Annotated in this window: 13 protein-coding genes; 3 read left to right on the top strand and 10 right to left on the bottom strand. The window is 61.4% G+C overall.

What is annotated here, in order from left to right:
- Nucleotides 1-193 precede the first annotated feature (193 nt).
- Nucleotides 194-808, bottom strand: coding sequence for a TetR/AcrR family transcriptional regulator (locus HZR20_RS11105; protein ID WP_181686793.1), 615 nt, complete (start codon nt 806-808; stop codon nt 194-196).
- A gap of 32 nt (nt 809-840) precedes the next feature.
- Nucleotides 841-1236: a zinc ribbon domain-containing protein gene (locus HZR20_RS11100; RefSeq protein WP_181686791.1), complete on the bottom strand. Its 396-nt coding sequence runs from the start codon at nt 1234-1236 to the stop codon at nt 841-843.
- A 350-nt stretch (nt 1237-1586) separates the two neighbouring features.
- On the opposite strand from HZR20_RS11100, the gene HZR20_RS11095 reads away from it, so the two are divergent.
- Both HZR20_RS11095 and HZR20_RS11090 read left to right on the top strand, forming a co-directional pair.
- Nucleotides 1587-4616 carry an MMPL family transporter gene (locus HZR20_RS11095; protein ID WP_181686789.1) on the top strand — a complete coding sequence of 1010 codons (3030 nt, stop codon included), beginning with the start codon at nt 1587-1589 and terminating at the stop codon, nt 4614-4616.
- Nucleotides 4617-4920: 304 nt separating this feature from the next.
- Complete coding sequence (locus HZR20_RS11090) at nt 4921-5622, top strand: alpha/beta fold hydrolase (protein WP_309484928.1); 702 nt, start codon at nt 4921-4923, stop codon at nt 5620-5622.
- 59 nt (nt 5623-5681) lie between these two features.
- Here HZR20_RS11090 and map read toward each other — a convergent pair whose 3' ends face one another.
- From map to HZR20_RS11050, 8 genes are all read right to left on the bottom strand, one after another.
- Entirely contained in the window at nt 5682-6578 is an 897-nt protein-coding gene (map, locus tag HZR20_RS11085) for a type II methionyl aminopeptidase (protein ID WP_181686785.1), read from the bottom strand.
- Nucleotides 6579-6644: 66 nt separating this feature from the next.
- Nucleotides 6645-7241: a DUF6232 family protein gene (locus tag HZR20_RS11080; protein ID WP_181686860.1), complete on the bottom strand. Its 597-nt coding sequence runs from the start codon at nt 7239-7241 to the stop codon at nt 6645-6647.
- Between the two features lies 1 nt (nt 7242).
- Nucleotides 7243-10482 (bottom strand): carbamoyl-phosphate synthase large subunit, encoded by a 3240-nt coding sequence (gene carB, locus HZR20_RS11075; RefSeq protein ID WP_181686783.1) that lies wholly within the window; start codon nt 10480-10482, stop codon nt 7243-7245.
- Between the two features lie 85 nt (nt 10483-10567).
- Nucleotides 10568-12274 (bottom strand): flippase activity-associated protein Agl23, encoded by a 1707-nt coding sequence (locus HZR20_RS11070; protein ID WP_181686777.1) that lies wholly within the window; start codon nt 12272-12274, stop codon nt 10568-10570.
- Between the two features lie 73 nt (nt 12275-12347).
- A complete protein-coding gene (locus HZR20_RS11065) occupies nt 12348-12602 on the bottom strand; it encodes a hypothetical protein (protein ID WP_181686775.1) in 255 nt (84 codons plus the stop codon).
- Nucleotides 12603-12710: 108 nt separating this feature from the next.
- Nucleotides 12711-13241 (bottom strand): DUF5815 family protein, encoded by a 531-nt coding sequence (locus tag HZR20_RS11060; RefSeq protein ID WP_181686773.1) that lies wholly within the window; start codon nt 13239-13241, stop codon nt 12711-12713.
- A 97-nt stretch (nt 13242-13338) separates the two neighbouring features.
- On the bottom strand, nt 13339-13755 hold the full coding sequence (locus tag HZR20_RS11055; protein ID WP_181686771.1) for a DUF7124 domain-containing protein: 417 nt from the start codon (nt 13753-13755) through the stop codon (nt 13339-13341).
- 78 nt (nt 13756-13833) lie between these two features.
- Nucleotides 13834-15078 (bottom strand): NAD(P)/FAD-dependent oxidoreductase, encoded by a 1245-nt coding sequence (locus HZR20_RS11050; RefSeq protein WP_181686770.1) that lies wholly within the window; start codon nt 15076-15078, stop codon nt 13834-13836.
- A 208-nt stretch (nt 15079-15286) separates the two neighbouring features.
- On the opposite strand from HZR20_RS11050, the gene HZR20_RS11045 reads away from it, so the two are divergent.
- Nucleotides 15287-15892: a DUF6149 family protein gene (locus tag HZR20_RS11045; RefSeq protein ID WP_181686768.1), complete on the top strand. Its 606-nt coding sequence runs from the start codon at nt 15287-15289 to the stop codon at nt 15890-15892.
- Nucleotides 15893-16258 lie beyond the last annotated feature (366 nt).

The raw sequence follows: 16258 nt of genomic DNA, 5'->3' as shown, positions 1-16258 counted from the left end.
GTAACGAATGGCCGTCCCGGAACGGCGGTCCAGAACCCCCATAACTGAGGACCGCTCCGGGCAACCATTCGACGAAAACGACATCCAGTAGCTCGTGTGGACTGCCTGCTTCTCTCTCACCTGCAACAACTGCGATAGCACAGTTGGGAGAGAAAGAGTCAGGCGCGGTCCCAAGCGTGCCCCATCGGTGAGATTACCGCCGGTCCACTACGTAGTTCGTTCCAAGTGTCTCGTCGAGATACGAGTAGAGCATCTGTCGGGGTCCCGTCGGCATTGAGGCGTCCGCCGCAGTCGTTGCTTGCTGGAGCATCATTCCATTTATGATGAGAACAACGTGGGCCGCTATTCGCGTCGCGTCGACAGATGCGAACTCGCCAGCCTCGATGCCGCGCTCGATCATATCAGTAATCGTGATTCGAAGGCGCTGGTCTAAGATTGTGAACCGCTCACGGTAGGCGATGTCCGAGACTGCCTGCACACGGAGTTCGAGCAGGACCGCGATCAGTTCTGACTCTTCGTCGACGTCCGGTGGGACAAGAAGCGTCTCGAGAAACTGTTTGAGTGTGTCCTCTATCGATGTATCCGCACTGAGAGATGGGTCGCTACCATACCCCTCAATAGTGTGATCGAGCAGCGCGACAAGTACATCGTCCTTGGATTCGTAGTAGGAATACAGGAGCGATTTGCTCTTTCCAAGCTCGGTAGCGATATGTGCTATCGACAGGTTTGCGTACCCGTGGCGACGAAGCGCCTGGAACGTAGCCCGCCTGATTGCCGCCCGCGTCTCGTCTCCGCTCACCTCAGTCATGACAGAGCCGCATATCCCAACTCGCTGTCTCCTCAAGCAGTGCGCTCGGCAGGACGGTCAGCCCCGCACCACGGACAGAAATCTACAGCAGGATCTAGATCCCGTCCGCAGTCCGGACACGCCTCGAACGATGGTTCCGAATCGGTGGTTGCAGACAGCCGATCCCGGCGAGCGACCAGGAACACGTCAACAATACTCATGATACTGATCAAAAACAGCGGGACCATCGACAGTGAGCCAGTCAGTCCTCCCGAGGCGAGAGGCTGGCTTGTCTGTGGACCGACGAACACAGCGCTGCTCCAGACGAGAAGAGCAAACCAGCCGACTGCGCGTTTCCAGCGACCGAGATACACGTGCCCAAGCCCTGTCAGCAGAGAACCGAGCAACGCGGCAATGTACGGTCGCGGATCATACTGTTGGCGGCTCATATGCTGAATAACCGTTCAGTAGGTAGTAAATCTTGTGGCTCCGGGACCGCCTTGGCTGGTGGCGCGAGTATAAAGACAATCGCAAGACTGAGCGGTAGTCGGTCGACAAACAAGACGAACAATATGAGAGGAACATAGACCCCACAAGACCAGTATATGACGAATACGTGTTGATTTGTTCGTGACTGCCGAACGATACTATGTGTGGACGTTGCCACAGAAGAACGTATTTTCGCGCCCACTCAGACGAATCCGTCCCAGGTTCCGAAACCGCCACATATATACTGACTAAATGTTTAGTCAGCGTCGAGATCAGATAATGACCGCAGACAATACGAGGAGGCCAGACAGTGGGACTGATTGACCGGCTGTTCGAGCAGGTGATCGAACACAGCAAGATCGCCATCGTGGTGCTTCTGGTGTTGACGGTCGCCGTCGGCGCTGGAGCGACACAGGTATCACAATCATCGTCTCTGGATCAGTTTCAGGGCCAGACAACAGAGTCCGAAAAGTTAGATTATATAGATACGAATTTCTCCTCAGGAGAATCGAACACGACGTCGGTACAGGCAATCATCCGGGACGAGAACGTCCTCGATAAGGAGTCACTGACGGAGATGCTGGCAATGCAGGCCGAGCTCCGTGCCAACGAGACAGTCAATCGCACGTTGGCCAAGCAAAACGCGATTGTCGGCATCCCCAATATCGTCGCAACGGCTGGCATCCAAGCGGAGATTGGCCAGCAGCTACGACCGACTGCAGTCGAGTTCGAGCGATTGAACGCGACAGTCGCGAGCGAGCGAACAGCCATCGCAGAGCAGACCGCACAGCTCAAACAACGCGCCACAACGCTCAACGAGACGGCGGACGGACTCAAGCGTGCTCTACAGACAGTCCAGCGCACGCCCGCGTCGGACGCACGGACGCTGTTCGAGCAGGTCGACGCGAACTCGACAGTGGCGCTGGACGACGAGCACTTTCTGACGTTCAATCAGTCGGTCCAGCAGCTCCGGGCCGCAACCAACGAGTCGCAAATCCAAGCGGCCTACAAACTCGGAACGCAGGGAGTCCTTCGTTCGGAATACCAGCAGCTACAGCGCAATCGAACGGCACTCCAAGACCGGGCAAGCAGTCTTGAGTCGAAAGCACAGCGCCTCAAATCAGTCGGTGCGGAGCTTCAGACACTACAGTCACGACTGGACAACGCGAGTTCCGCGTCGCTGTCCGCCCAGCGTGAGCAACTCGCGTCAATGAACGAGTCCGAAATCGACGCTGTACTCGGCCAGATTCTGAGCGAAAACGGCGGAAGTGGGCAGGCGTTCGCGTTCATGCCGACTGGGTATGAACCCGGTAGTCCGAACGCCAACGCCACGATGTGGATCATCAGCCAGACGTCCGAGGGCGAACTCTCAGCCGGTGCCGTCAGTGATCGACTGATGGATTCCCAGCTCGCGATGGAATCGATCGTGTCGGGAGCGACCGTCGAAAACGACGAAGCGATCGTCTTCGGGACTGGCAAAATCTCCGACGAGATCAACCGGTCGATGACCGACTCCCTGGCCATTGTCGGGCCACTCGCGCTGTTGTTCGTCGTCCTGGCGCTGATCGTCGCCTACCGGGACGTCCTGGATATCCTCCTCGGGATCGTTGGAATCGGTGCCGTCCTCATCATGACATTCGGGTTCATGGGCTGGGCCAACATTCCGTTCAATCAGATGTTCATCGCCGTTCCGGTGCTGTTGATCGGGCTGAGCATCGACTACGCGATCCACACCTTCATGCGTCATCGTGAGGAACGCCACAACGACCACACCGCGAGTAGTGTGCGTGGCGCAATGGGCGTCGGGCTAGCCGGGGTTGGCGTCGCGCTGGTCTGGGTGACGGCGACAACAGCCATCGGCTTCCTCTCGAATCTCACGAGTCCGGTGCCACCGATTCAGGACTTCGGCATCGTGAGCTCAGTCGGGATCGTCGCCGCACTGCTCGTGTTTGGAATCTTGATCCCAGCACTGAAAGTGGAGATCGACGAGTTCCTCGAGGGCCGCGGGATCGACCGCAAAAAGCCCGCCTTTGGAACCGGTGGCGGGCGATTCAGTTCGCTGCTCAGTATCGGTGCGACGGGGGCTCGCAAGGCACCATACGCCCTCATCATCGTCGCCGTCTTGCTCAGTGCGGCCGGGGCCGTCGGTGGATCGCAAGTCGACACGAGCTTCGACCAAGAAAGTTTCCTCGCTGAGGATCCACCGGACTGGACGAAAAACCTCCCGGAGCCGTTCAAACCCGGCGATTACTCCGCGAAGGAAAACCTCAAGTACGTAAACCAGAACTTCTTGCGCCAGGACTCCCAGGCGCAGATCCTGATCGAAGGACCCGTCGCCACGAGCGATGCGATCGGCGAATTACACGACGCACGCCTGGCTGCTGGCAACGATTCGGTGGCGCCGAACGTCCAGGTGCTCTCTAATGGGAATCCGGACATCCAGAGTCCGCTGTCGGTCATGCAATCGGTCGCAGCCGACAACGAGACGTTCAACGCCACGTTCACCCAGGCCGATACGAACGGTGACGGCGTGCCCGACCAGAACATCAACGCGGTCTATGACAGTCTCTTCGCAACCGCACCGGAAACGGCTGCGGGCGTAATCCACCGGACGGACAGTGGCTCCTACGAGGCAGTCCGAATGGTCATCTCCGTCGAAGGTGGCACGTCAGGCAGTGCAGTGACGACGCAGATGCGAGACATCGCGGGGACGGTCGATAGCGATGGCCTCACCGCCACTGCGACGGGGCAGACGATCCTGTTCAAAATCGTCCAAGATCAGCTCCTCCAGACGGTGATCGAGAGTCTGCTCATTACACTCGTCGCCGTCTTCGCCTTCCTGATGTTCACCTACCGTATCACGGAGGGAAGTGCCTCACTGGGGGCGTTTACACTGCTCCCGGTGGTGATGAGTGTCAGCTGGATCCTGGGCACAATGTACCTGCTTGGGATCCCGTTCAACATCCTCACGGGGATGATCACGAGCCTGACCGTCGGGCTCGGGGTCGCCTACAGCATCCACCTCAGTGAGCGGTACAACCAGGAACTCGAACGCGCCGAGACGATGTGGGACGCCATGGAGACCGCTGTCACCGGCACCGGCGGTGCGCTGTTGGGCAGTGCCGCCACCACGGTCGGTGGCTTTGGCGTGCTTGCGTTCGCGATCCTGCCACCGCTCCAGCAGTTCGGCATCATTACCGGCCTGACGATCATCTACGCGTTCCTCGCGAGCGTGCTCGTCTTGCCAAGCCTGCTCGTCGTCTGGACGAAGTACTTTGGCCCTGAGCACGCAAGCGTGGACGACACGCCGACGGCAGAAGCTGCGCCGACTGACGACTAACCCGGGCAGGTCGAACACCCCACACGCCCGAATTTCGCCGAACGGCCGTGCCTGGATGGTACGATTTTTGGGTCGAACTGTGCTTGTTGCCATACAGAAGAATGTCCGACAGGAGTGAGTATCCCATGTGGAACGAAGCAGTGTGCTGTCCAAAGAGCCACCGTAACGAACGAAGCCGGACCGACACCCGTAGGCGGTACAATTAGGGATGTGTCGGTACCAGTAGTGCTCAATGGGACACGTTCGGACCTGGCTGAGACGAAATCGGGAGCGACTTGCAGTCTGGTCATTCGTGATTGTCTTTGTGGCGATCGTCGGCGTTTTGCTGTACTTCGGAACGCCGTTTCACGGCAGTCCCGAGAGCATCCAGGCTGTCCAGGAGAACGACCAGGTCGCCCTCCAAGTCGTCGGCGGCGACTACGTCCTCACGCCCGCAAACGCAACGTCGGCCACTGGACTGGTGTTCTATCCCGGGGCACGCGTCCACCCGGATGCATATCTCTCGTCGGTGGCGCCGCTGGTTGCCGAGGCGAACGTCACGGTCGTGGTCGTCAAGTTACCGCTGAATCTGGCCGTTCTGGAACGGGGCGCAGCGACAGGAGTCATGCAGGAGTCTGCCGTCGACCAGTGGTACGTCGGCGGCCACTCGCTGGGCGGGGCGATGGCCTGTCGCTACGCGAAACACAACCCCGACCGCGTTTCTGGCGTCGTGCTGTTCGGCTCCTACTGTGACCAGTCGATCGAGGAGACCGATTTGGCCGTGTTGAGCGTCGCTGGGGAAGCGGATACCGTACTGGACTGGGGGACCTACGCGCAGACTACGGGAAACCTGCCGGCAAATGCGACGGTTCGAACCATTCCAGGCGTGAATCACACGCAGTTCGGTAGCTACACCGGCCAGCCGGGCGATCAGCCGTCAGGAACGACATACGCGGTCGCCCACCAGCGGTTGGCAAACGTGACAGTCTCCTGGTTCCAGCAAGCCCAGTCTGAAAGGACCGGGTGATCGGCAGCGCGGCAATCGTCGTGGTGGCTGAGAAAAACAAACTGCTATCGTCCACCGAATTACCGACTTCGCGTCGTCACTTCACACCCATCCTCGGTGACGATGATCGTGTGCTCTTTCTGGCTGACATAGTGGCCGTCGTCTTCCTTGAGGACGGGATAGCCGTGGATGATGTCCTGCTGTTTGAGCCGCCGGAGGGCCATCTTGGGCCGCTTGACGTCAAGCCAGCGGGTGGCAAAGGGCAGGGTCTTGAACTCCTCGGCGATCTGCTCTAAGGCCTGTCTGGCCCGCCGGTCCCGAATGCTACCTTCGCGTTCGAGCGCGAAGATCTCCTCGTCGCTGCCTTCTCGGACCTTGCCGGGGCCGTCGGTGGCGAACGGTTCGATGGCGACCACGTCACCGGCTTCCAGCGTAACGCTCTGGTCGACTGCACGATTCGGGATGTTCGGTTCCGTGTGTTGTTCGTACTGGCCGAGTCCGTGGCCCGTAAGGTTCACGACGGGGTTGAATCCGTAGCCCTCGATCGTCTCCTCGACGACGGCACCGATCTCGCCGGTTTCGACACCCGCTTGCACGATGTCAAGGGCTGCATCGAGCGCCTCGGCGGATGCCTCGGCGAGTTCGTCACGGCCAGCGAGGTCGACAGTGACGGCCGTATCAGCCAGCCAGCCATCGACGCTGACGCCGATGTCGAGATTGATCAGTTCTTCACCAAAGGTTTCGTCGTCCTCGACGCTGGGCGTCGCGTGAGCAGCTTCCTCGTCGATACTGATATTGACCGGAAAGGCCGGCTCCCCGCCGAGTTCTCGGATCCGATCTTCGGCCCACTCAGCGATTTCGAGGTGGCTGACACCAACCTCGACGCGCTCTGCGGCTTCGTCACGAACTTCAGCGAGAATCTCCCCGGCTTCCCGGTGTTTCTCGTACTTCTCTGCCGTCAGGTCCACGTCGTTCATACCTGCAATAGGGAGGGCCGGCGGAAAGTGTTTGCCGATCGCTTCGACGCGGCGAGCGACCGTCGCCTAAGTCTCGTCAGTGGCTGTCTCGTCAGTGGCTGTCTCGTCAGTGGCTGTCTCGTCAGTGGCTGTCTCGTCAGTGGCTGTTGCAATTCGCTCACGAATGTCCTCGATGTCCGAGTCGTCGGCGAACACCTGAACGGTCGTCTCGGACGTTCTAATCTGGAGGTAGTGTTGGGCCGGACGATCGTCGCTGTCGTCCCGCAGCCGCGACCCGACCAGGCCGGCGACAAACAGCACCGCGCCAATGACGATCGGCGCCAGCGCCATCCGGGCCGACACGTCGACGAACACCCAGAGAATTGGTGTGACCAGTAACCCCAGTGCCAGAGCCAGTCCGCCAACGCCAGCTAGCAGTCCAGCCCCGGAGGGCTGCATCGACGTCGGTTCGAGGTCGCGAATATTCTCGAGTGGCACGGTTTCGAGGTCCTCGTCGAGCCAGAGGAGTCGCTGATCGGTCAGCCCGAGCGTCTCCGAGTCGCCAAGCGTCGGAACTGACAGCGACAGTCCGCGCGTGGCCCCGTCGACGGCCCAGGTTTCCAGCAGTTGCTCGTCATCACCGAGAAACGAGCGCAGCGCTTGCTTGGCTCGGTCGCTACTCATCTCACTCACCACCCCACTTCCGGGCAGCCTTGGGGCGTGAGGCGATGTCCTGAACGTTCAGTGGCTCGTCAGCGGACTCCATCGCTTCGAGGGCGGCCTCGGCACTTTCCAGCGTCGAGAAGTACGTAATCGTCTCCTCGACACAGACCTCCAGAACATCCCGATCACGGGAGATCACGAGGTCGACCTCGCCGTCACGCAGTGCCTGCTCGATCGCCGCATTGTCCTCGAAGTCCTCGAAAGCCAGCGTCTCGAAGTGCTCTTCGAACCCGAGGATGGGGAGGTCCACGATCGCCGTGCCGTCGAGGGGGATCGCCTTGCCGACCGCCTGCTGGGCCTTCTGATAGGCTTTCCCGAAGGAGCCAGCAGTCCCCATGACCTCGCCCGTGGACTTCATTTCCGGGCCGAGACGCGGGTCCGATCCTGGCAAGCGATCGAACGGCAGGACGACTTCCTTGACCGAAACCTGCTCGGGTTGGTTCTCCTCGATATCGAGGTCGTCGAGATCGGTCCCGGCCATGACTTTCGCGGCAATCTTGGCGATCGGGACGCCTGTCGTCTTCGAAATGAACGGGACCGTCCGCGAGGAGCGCGGATTCGCTTCAAGCACGTAGACCGTTCCGTCCCGGACCGCCAACTGAACGTTGAGCAGTCCTTCGGCGTCGAGTTCGCGAGCGATCTCCTCGGCAACCTCGCGGATGCGCGGCATGACATCCTTGATCTCCTCGCTACGTGGCGGTATCATACACGCCGAATCGCCGGAGTGGACCCCGGCCGTCTCGACGTGTTCCATGATGCCACCGATGAGCACATCCCCACCCTCGCCGGCAGCGTCGGCGACAGCGTCGACGTCGAGTTCGACGGCATCGGCGAGGAAATCGTCGACGAGAATCGGCTTGTCCGGGCTGACCCTGACAGCTTCTTCGATGTAGGTCTTCAAGTCCTCGTCGTTGTAGACGACATCCATTGCGCGCCCACCCAGAACGTAACTCGGGCGGACGAGGACGGGATAGCCGATATCGCGAGCGAGTTCGAGCGCCTCCGCCTCACTCGTGGCCGTGCCACCCTCGGCCTGATCGATGCCCAGTTCGTCCATCAGCCGGTTGAAGCGGTCCCGGTCCTCCGCGAGGTCCATCGCGTCGACCGAGGTGCCCAAAATCTCACAGTCCAGCCCGCGGCGGTCGAGTTCCGTCTCCAAAGGATGCCCGATATCGACAGAGGTCTGGCCACCGAACTGGACCATCACGCCGTCAGCCCCGGTCTCTTCGATGACGTCGGCGACTTCCTCTGCGGTGATTGGCTCGAAGAACAGTCCGTCAGAGGTGTCGTAGTCCGTCGAGACCGTCTCGGGATTGTTGTTGACGACGTGGGCGTCGATGCCCATCTCCTCTAAGGCGCGGACGGCGTGGACCGAACAGTAGTCGAACTCGACGCCCTGGCCGATCCGGATCGGCCCGCCACCGACCACGACGACGCTCTCGACGTCCGGATCGACCTGCACTTCGTTGCGTTCCAGCCCCGAGATGGGCTCGCGGGCCGAATAGTAGTATGGCGTCGAAGCCTCGAACTCGCCGGCACAGGTGTCGACCTGCTTGAACGAGCGGGGTGGCGCGTTCCCCTCGACGTCCTCGACTGAGACGGTGCCGGTCCCGCCGTCGGTCTGGGGCGTGACCTCGCTGTCCGCCTCGACGACCCCGCGCTTATCGAGCAAACGGTCAGGCAACCAGGAGGCGTGCGTATCCTCGAAGGCCCCGCCGCTGGCCAGCGTGGCGACTTCGTGGTTCGTAAAGCCCTCCTGGGCCGCGAGTTCGAGATCGCCGTTGTGGGCGGCCTCGGCAGCGTCGGCGATCCGCTTGTACCGCTGTACGTACCACTCGCGAATCTCGGTGAGTTCCGAGACTGCCTCGACACTGTACCCGCGCTCGAAGGCTTCGAACATCGCATACGGGCGATCGGGCGAGGGGCGCACGAGGTATTCCGATTCGAGTTCCTCGTCGTCGATCTCGGCCCAGTTGACCGCGGGGTCGTACTCTGTTGAGCGCAGCGCCTTCAACAGTGACTCCTGAAACGTTCGCCCGATCGACATTGCCTCTCCCGTGGACTTCATCGCCGGACCGAGTTCGAAGTCGACGTCAGTGAACTTGTCAATCGGCCAGCGCGGAATCTTCGTGACGACATAGTCGATCGCTGGCTCGAAGGCGGCGGTGGTCTCGCCGGTGATCTCGTTTTCGATCTCGTGGAGGCGCTTGCCCATCGCGACCTTCGCGGTCACGCGGGCGATCGGGTACCCAGTCGCCTTGCTCGCCAGTGCCGACGAGCGGGAGACGCGGGGGTTGACCTCGACGACCCGGTATTCCCCGCCGGGCGACCCGTCGTCACGCCAGGCGAACTGGATGTTACAGCCGCCGTGGATCTCCAGTTCGCGGATTACCTTCAGCGCCGTGTCGCGCATCTCCTGGTGGCCATCGTCCGGAATGACCTGGGAGGGCGTGACGACCATCGACTCCCCGGTGTGGATCCCCATCGGGTCTAAGTTCTCCATGTTGCAGATGATGATACAGGAGTCATCGGCGTCGCGCATCACCTCATATTCCAGTTCGATCCAGCCGTCGATGGACTCGGTGATCATCACGCGGTCGTCACGGGAGAGGCGCAGCCCCTTCCGGGTGGCCTCTTTCAACTCGTCCATGTCGTCGATGACGCCCGATCCGGCCCCGCCGAGCGTGTAGGTCGTCCGCATGATGACCGGGAGGCCACCCACCTCGTCGACGGCCTCCTCGACCTCGTCCATGCTCTTGATAGTCGTCGAGGTCGGGACTGGTTCACCGATTTTTTGCATCCGCTTCCGGAACTGATCACGGTCCTCCGTTGCGTAGATCGTGTCGAGTGGCGTGCCCATCACGTCCACGTCGTGTTCTTCGAGGACACCCTCCTCGGCGAGTTCTGCGGTGACGTTCAGTCCGGTCTGGCCCCCAAGCCCGGCGATTACCCCATCCGGCTCCTCCTTGCGGATGATCTCGGCGATGGCTTCCGTGTTGATGGGTTCGAGGTAGACCTCGTCGGCCATCTCCGGATCGGTCATGATGGTTGCGGGGTTCGAATTGACCAGTACCACGCGCGCACCCTCTTCTTGGAGTGCACGACAAGCCTGTGCCCCCGAATAGTCGAACTCGGCCGCCTGTCCGATCTGGATCGGGCCACTACCGATCAGCAGGATCGTACGATCTTCGTCGTCCGTCATTGTGCATCTGGAGTTCGTTCGTCGTAATAAACCCGGCGAAAGGTTACGATACTCGCAAGTGAATTTCGAAAATCGTATTTAGAGCTTACCTGCCAGCCGCCAGTGCGTCCCGATCGACGAAGAACACGAACGTTTTCCCGCCGAGGTTGTACTCGAAACCGAACGCACCGATCGTCACGGGGCCTGGACGCAGCAAGACGGCTTCTTCACGGACGCTGTATCCCGGGAGTCGGGGTTCGAGGACATCCCGATGGGAGCTGTTTGCGATCACGATCGGCGGTGGGTCGGCCGGCATGGAATCGACGTCGGCCGCGCTGGTCACGGTCGCATCGGTCGCTTCGGTGTACCACGGTAACGGCAATCGGTCGTACCAGTTGCTCGCGGCCGGCGGCTGGTCGTTGTGTGACTCGTTGTCGACGGCGAGATCACTGTAGTATAGCACGTCAGCCCCCTCGTTGGTTGCCGCGATCGTCTGGAGGTCATCGACGATCGGCCGGAGATCACCACCCGGCTGTCCACCTTGGGCGACGACGTTGAGTCCATGTGGCGGTTGCTGATAGGTGAGGGTAGCACTGGAGCCGACGACGAACGCACCCGAACTGACCAACAGTGCTGCAAGTCCAACAGTGGCGACAGCTCGGCCGTCCAGACGCGCAGCCTGGAGTCGGTCGGAGACGGCCACGAGTCCAATTGCCGCTGGAATTGCCAGCGCTATCACAACGTGAACGGCGAGCCATGGCGCTTTGATGTCCGCAACGTAGGGGTAGCCGACGAACGCCGACAGCGCCCACCAGCCACAGAAGCCCACGAGCGGTCTGGATCGCCAGCGGATCGCAAGCAGTGCCAACAGAACCGTCGCCGCGGCCGCCACAGCAAGGACGGCCCCGAAGTGGGCCAGGTACGGCACGTATGGGTGAGCGTGCATATCCGGGGCGAGCCAAAGGTCGACGAAAGCGGCCGCCGACCCAATAGTGGCTTTCCAGATGACGCCCGGGAGAAGCGACGGATCGACGAGTGCGCTCCAGAGTCCAGCGCCCGGATCGGGGGACCGAGGTGCATAAAAGAACACGAGGATAGCGAGTATTTCCAATGGGAGGAGGGGTAGCGTCCGGCGCCACGCCCAGAGACGGTCCTTCACGGCGACGGTTCGGTTTTGGACGGCATCGAGCGGATTTCCGCCATCCCGGCGAGCAGCAATGGCAGTACCGACACTGAGCATCGCCAGCGCACCCAGCCAGGAGACGGGGTAGAGAATCGCGTTCTCTTTGGTCGTCAGCGCCAGCGCGAACGCGACCGCTGCCAGGTGGAGGTAGCGCCGTCGGTCGGTGTCGATCGCGGCCACGATCGCACCGAGGGTCACGAACGCGAACAGCGCTAGCGGGAGATCGCTGCGCATGAACCGTGAGTAGTACAACAACAGTGGGTTGAGGGCCAGAACGACGCCGAGGGCGATCGTTTCGGCGTCCCGCAGTCGGGTCCGAAAGAGCAACGCCGAGAGCGGAAGGAGACTGCCGAGCACGGCTACCGGGAGCCGCATGAGTAAGTCCGATGCGCCGGCGACACCGATCACCCACCGCGTGACGTGCTGGACGAACGGGCCGTGAATGATCGGGCGGTACTCCCAGTGACCGCTCGCGGCGGTCCGGAGAATCCAGTAGCCGACCCGTCCCTCATCCCAGTGGGCGATACGAACACCAAGCCCGGCCAGCCTGACGACGAGCGCGAGCGCGGCGACGAGGGCAAGGGCTCGACGAGGGTTCGCAAGCCGGACTCGATCACGGAGACGCTGCACGGCTACGGCCACGAATGAGGCCTAAAAACGTGTTGCGATCGGCGATCGACCGGACAGCAACAGAGGGACCGCCTTACCGACCCCGCTCGTCGAATCGATAGCGGTACGGCCGGTCCTGAATGACTTCGATCTCGCCCGTGTCGGCGTGTCGGCCGAGGACGGTCGCCACCTGGTGAGCACTATCGAAGGATTCGCCGTGTGCCTCGAGCAGGTCGAGGATCTCCCGCGCGGTCAGCGGCCCGTCGCGATCGGCCTCGCGGATCACGGCGCAAATGGTCTCGAAGTCGCCGTGGCGCAACATGGTATGACACACGGCCCCAACCCACATTAAACACCGTCAGACTGGCGTCTGACGGCTGTGCCGGCGAACTGCCAGACTGAGACGCAATTGGTTGTCACACAAGCGAGGGCGGGCCCAATACTGTCACACAGTGGGTTAGACTGGGGAATCCCGTTCGCCATCGAAGTCCCGCTGTTGGCGATACACTTCGACGAACTCGCCCACGTCGAACTCAGCCATCTCGGTTTCGAAGGCGTCGATCGCCGACTCGTCGTCGGCGTGGCTGACGGCGTGTTCCATCAGTTCGACGACGAGTTCGACGACGATTTCGTGGAGGCGCCGGGAGTCAAAGTCAGTGATCCAGACGAGTCCACAGCCGATGTCACCGTCGTCCTCGACGTCTTCGGCCACGACGGCGTCGGGAAACTCCTCGAAAACGATCCCCATGAGGTGGATAGTTCCCAGCTGTTCAGCCTCGTCTGTCGTTTCGACTGTCTCTCTGAGCACGTCGACGAGAAATTCCGGGAGGAAGCGACCGGGCGGATGCACGTCCATGACGACGGCGTGGGTGTCGCCACAGTCACACTCGAACTCCCGCATTCCCATGTCCAGGGCAGAGAGGCCGACGGACTCGCCACAGGGGAGTTCGAGACGGTTGCCAGAGCCGGGAACGCGCGGGGAACTCATCGGCTGGACGTTGCTCGCCGGCGGGGTTAAACAACTCGAAGGGTGCAAGGCCACCCGAGAACTGTCGCTGCTTGCGGACCTGTCACACGCAACTCGTCTAGGGCCAGTCGTCTCGCGTCTCTTCGTTCTCTGCCTGGGCCGGCGGTTCGGGGTCGCCGAGTTCCCACTCGGCGGCCTCGGCCGCGGCTTCGACGTCGAGGTACTCCCAGCCCTGCTCGGTAGCCAGTGCCTTGGCGTCCTCGTCGGACCCGACGTAGACGTACCGCGGGGTTTCGAACTGGTCTTTGACCGAGGTGAGACTATCTTTGCGCCCGCGCGGCCCGGAGAAAAAGTCCTGGCGAACCCGGTGTTTGCGGGCGAAGTTGGTGACGACGTAGGTTGGCTCCGTCGAGACGATGCCGACGTACTCGCTCCACGTCCGAGCGTCGTTGAAAACAGCGTCGGGGTGGGCGAGTCGCTGTAGCGCGTCCAGATCGAAGGCGAGAGTCATCTCGCCACCCGAATCGCTCTGCATACGTCTACCAGCGGACTGGGGCGCAAAACGGTGTCGATACGTGTGACGAGAGACGACAACTGACGAGGATTAGCTGGCCTACAGTTCGACCGCGGGGGCGGCCAGGGCGTCTAGATCGACCTCGGGTTCAAGCAGAAGGTCTCTTTGATCGCCGACGGGCCGTTCCTGGCGGATAATGCGTTTGAAGGCACTCTGCTGCGAGAGATCCCCGATCAGGACACCACCGATCAGACACCCGTCTTTGAAGGTGAGTCGTCGCCACTCGTCGTCGCTGTAGGTGCATTCGGCGGACTCGTCGCCGAGCGTCGGGTGCCCAAAGGAAAGAAATGGGAAGTCAAAGTGTGTGATCGAGTACGTCGGCACGTACCGGAACGTCTCTGCAGGTTCGTCAGCGACCATGTTCTCACCGGCGACGGCTCCCTGCTCTTTGGCGCTGCCCCACGAACCGTTCTGGGCGCGCTCGTCGAGAATGACATCGAAGTACCGGGTGAGATCGCCGGCCGCATAGACGTTTTCGACGCTGGTTCGCATATGCTCATCGACGACGACCCCGCCGTCCAGTTCGACGGGCGACTCCTGGAGGAACTCCGTGTTGTAGTCAAGCCCGACCGCGACGGCCGCGAACTCGGCCTCGTGGAACTCGCCGTTGGAGTCGACTGCCCCGGAGACGTGGCCGTCGTCGTCGACCTCGAAGCGCTCGATGCCGCTCTCGAACACCGGCGTCACGCCCAGATCTCGAAGTGCTTCGTGAATCAGTTCAGCCCCATCGAGCGTGAGCGCGTAGCGCCACCAGCGGTTGCCCCGCATGAGATAGTCGGCGTCGACGCCCTGAGCGCCACAGATCGCCGCGAGGTCGATCCCGAGCAGTCCGGCCCCAACGACCACACCGGTCTCGGCCTCGCTGGCGTGCTGGCGAATGCGACGCGCGTCTTCGAAGGTCCAAAAGTGATGAATCCCGTCGGCGTCGCTGTTCTCGATCGGGAGTTCGATCGGCGTGCCACCGGTCGCCACGAGGAGCTTGTCGTATTCGAAGGTCTCCCCGTCGCTGGCCTCGACAGTCTGGGCGTCGGTGTCGACACCCGTGACCTGCGTGTTGAGGTGGAGCTCAATATCACGGTCGTCGTACCACTCTTCTTCGTGAATTGCAATGGGATCTTCGGGGAGTTTCCCCTTGGCGAACTCCTTGATCAGGATCCGATTGTAGAGGGGTTCGCCTTCCTCGGTGATGACGGTCACGTCGGCGTCGGGATCCGCCTCGCGGATCGTCTCCGCGGCGGAACTGCCCGCGATACCATCGCCGAGGATTACGTGGGCCGTGGTCATGCTCTCGATATTGGAACCGGGGCCTAATGTGGATTGCTATCGTCACAATCGGCAGCATTAGCTGGTTTCCGCTCGTCCGTTCGGACCCGCTCCAGATCGACATCTCGGGTCGATCGTTCCATGGAAAGACATCGTGCCCGTCATTCGTGTCATCCCAGGCTATCGACTCCCGGACGTTGATGTGTCTGGCTAGCCAAAAGCCAGGTATATGAAAATCAAACAAGGCGTCAAACACTGGGCGGCAAAGCAAAGCCTGACAGCACCGGTCGTCGGCGACATGGTGGCCGACCGCCTCGTCGACATTCACACCGACTTCTTCTTAGATTGGGCCGACGAAGAGCGCCGCGAGGAGCGCCGCGATCGCCTCGAAGCGCTGTTCGATGCGACGATGGACACCTACGTCGTCGCGCTAGAGGACGGCTACCCTGAGGCAGAGGCGCGCGAAATAACCCACGCCCAGGCCAACTTTGACTTCTACAACCACGGCTGGACCGAGATGATGGAGTTCCCCGTCAATGAGGTCGAGGCTCACTACGACCGCTACGCCGAGTTCTTCGAGACTCACGGGATCACGATCGACGATCCACTGGGCGAGTTCCTGCCTGAGAGTGGGCTTCCCGACGCGCCCTCGACGCCGGAAAAACTCGACGACCCCGACCACCCCCACGCAATCGGAGGCTTCGCCGACGATGTCTACGTCGAGACCGACGACGGCGAAGTCGTGGTCGGCGGCGGTGAGGAGCCCGAGGAAGTCGATGTCGAAGACGCCCCTGGCGTCGACCCGGATGCCGTCGAGAGCGAGATTGGTACCTGATTGACCGCAACGGCGGGGCAACTGGCGTCGCCGATCGGCCCGTCAGACCGGATCAGTTTCGTGACGAAACGTCTGTAACTCCATCGTTCGTCGCGGTTCTCGGCGAAGAACTGGCAACTACACACGAGGCGTGAATTTCGAACGCCTCGATGTCGCGGCCGAGACCTATTGATTATCGGCCCCGCTTTCGATACCGAAGAGCATGAGCACCCAGGACACTCTCACGCTATCGATATGTCTGACGACGTTGTGTCGAGACCGCCAAGCGCGGAGTCGTGATCGGCGGTAGCGAGGACCTCGACAGGGCCGATGGCAAATCCCTGGCGTGGTGTTTCCGCTGTGGAACCGCCAATATCCAGGGTGAAG

It is taken from the genome of Halorhabdus salina (genome assembly GCF_013839425.1).
Taxonomy (GTDB): domain Archaea; phylum Halobacteriota; class Halobacteria; order Halobacteriales; family Haloarculaceae; genus Halorhabdus; species Halorhabdus salina.
The sequence above is the reverse complement of the archived record's forward strand: the minus strand, read 5'-3'. Positions and strand labels throughout refer to the sequence as shown.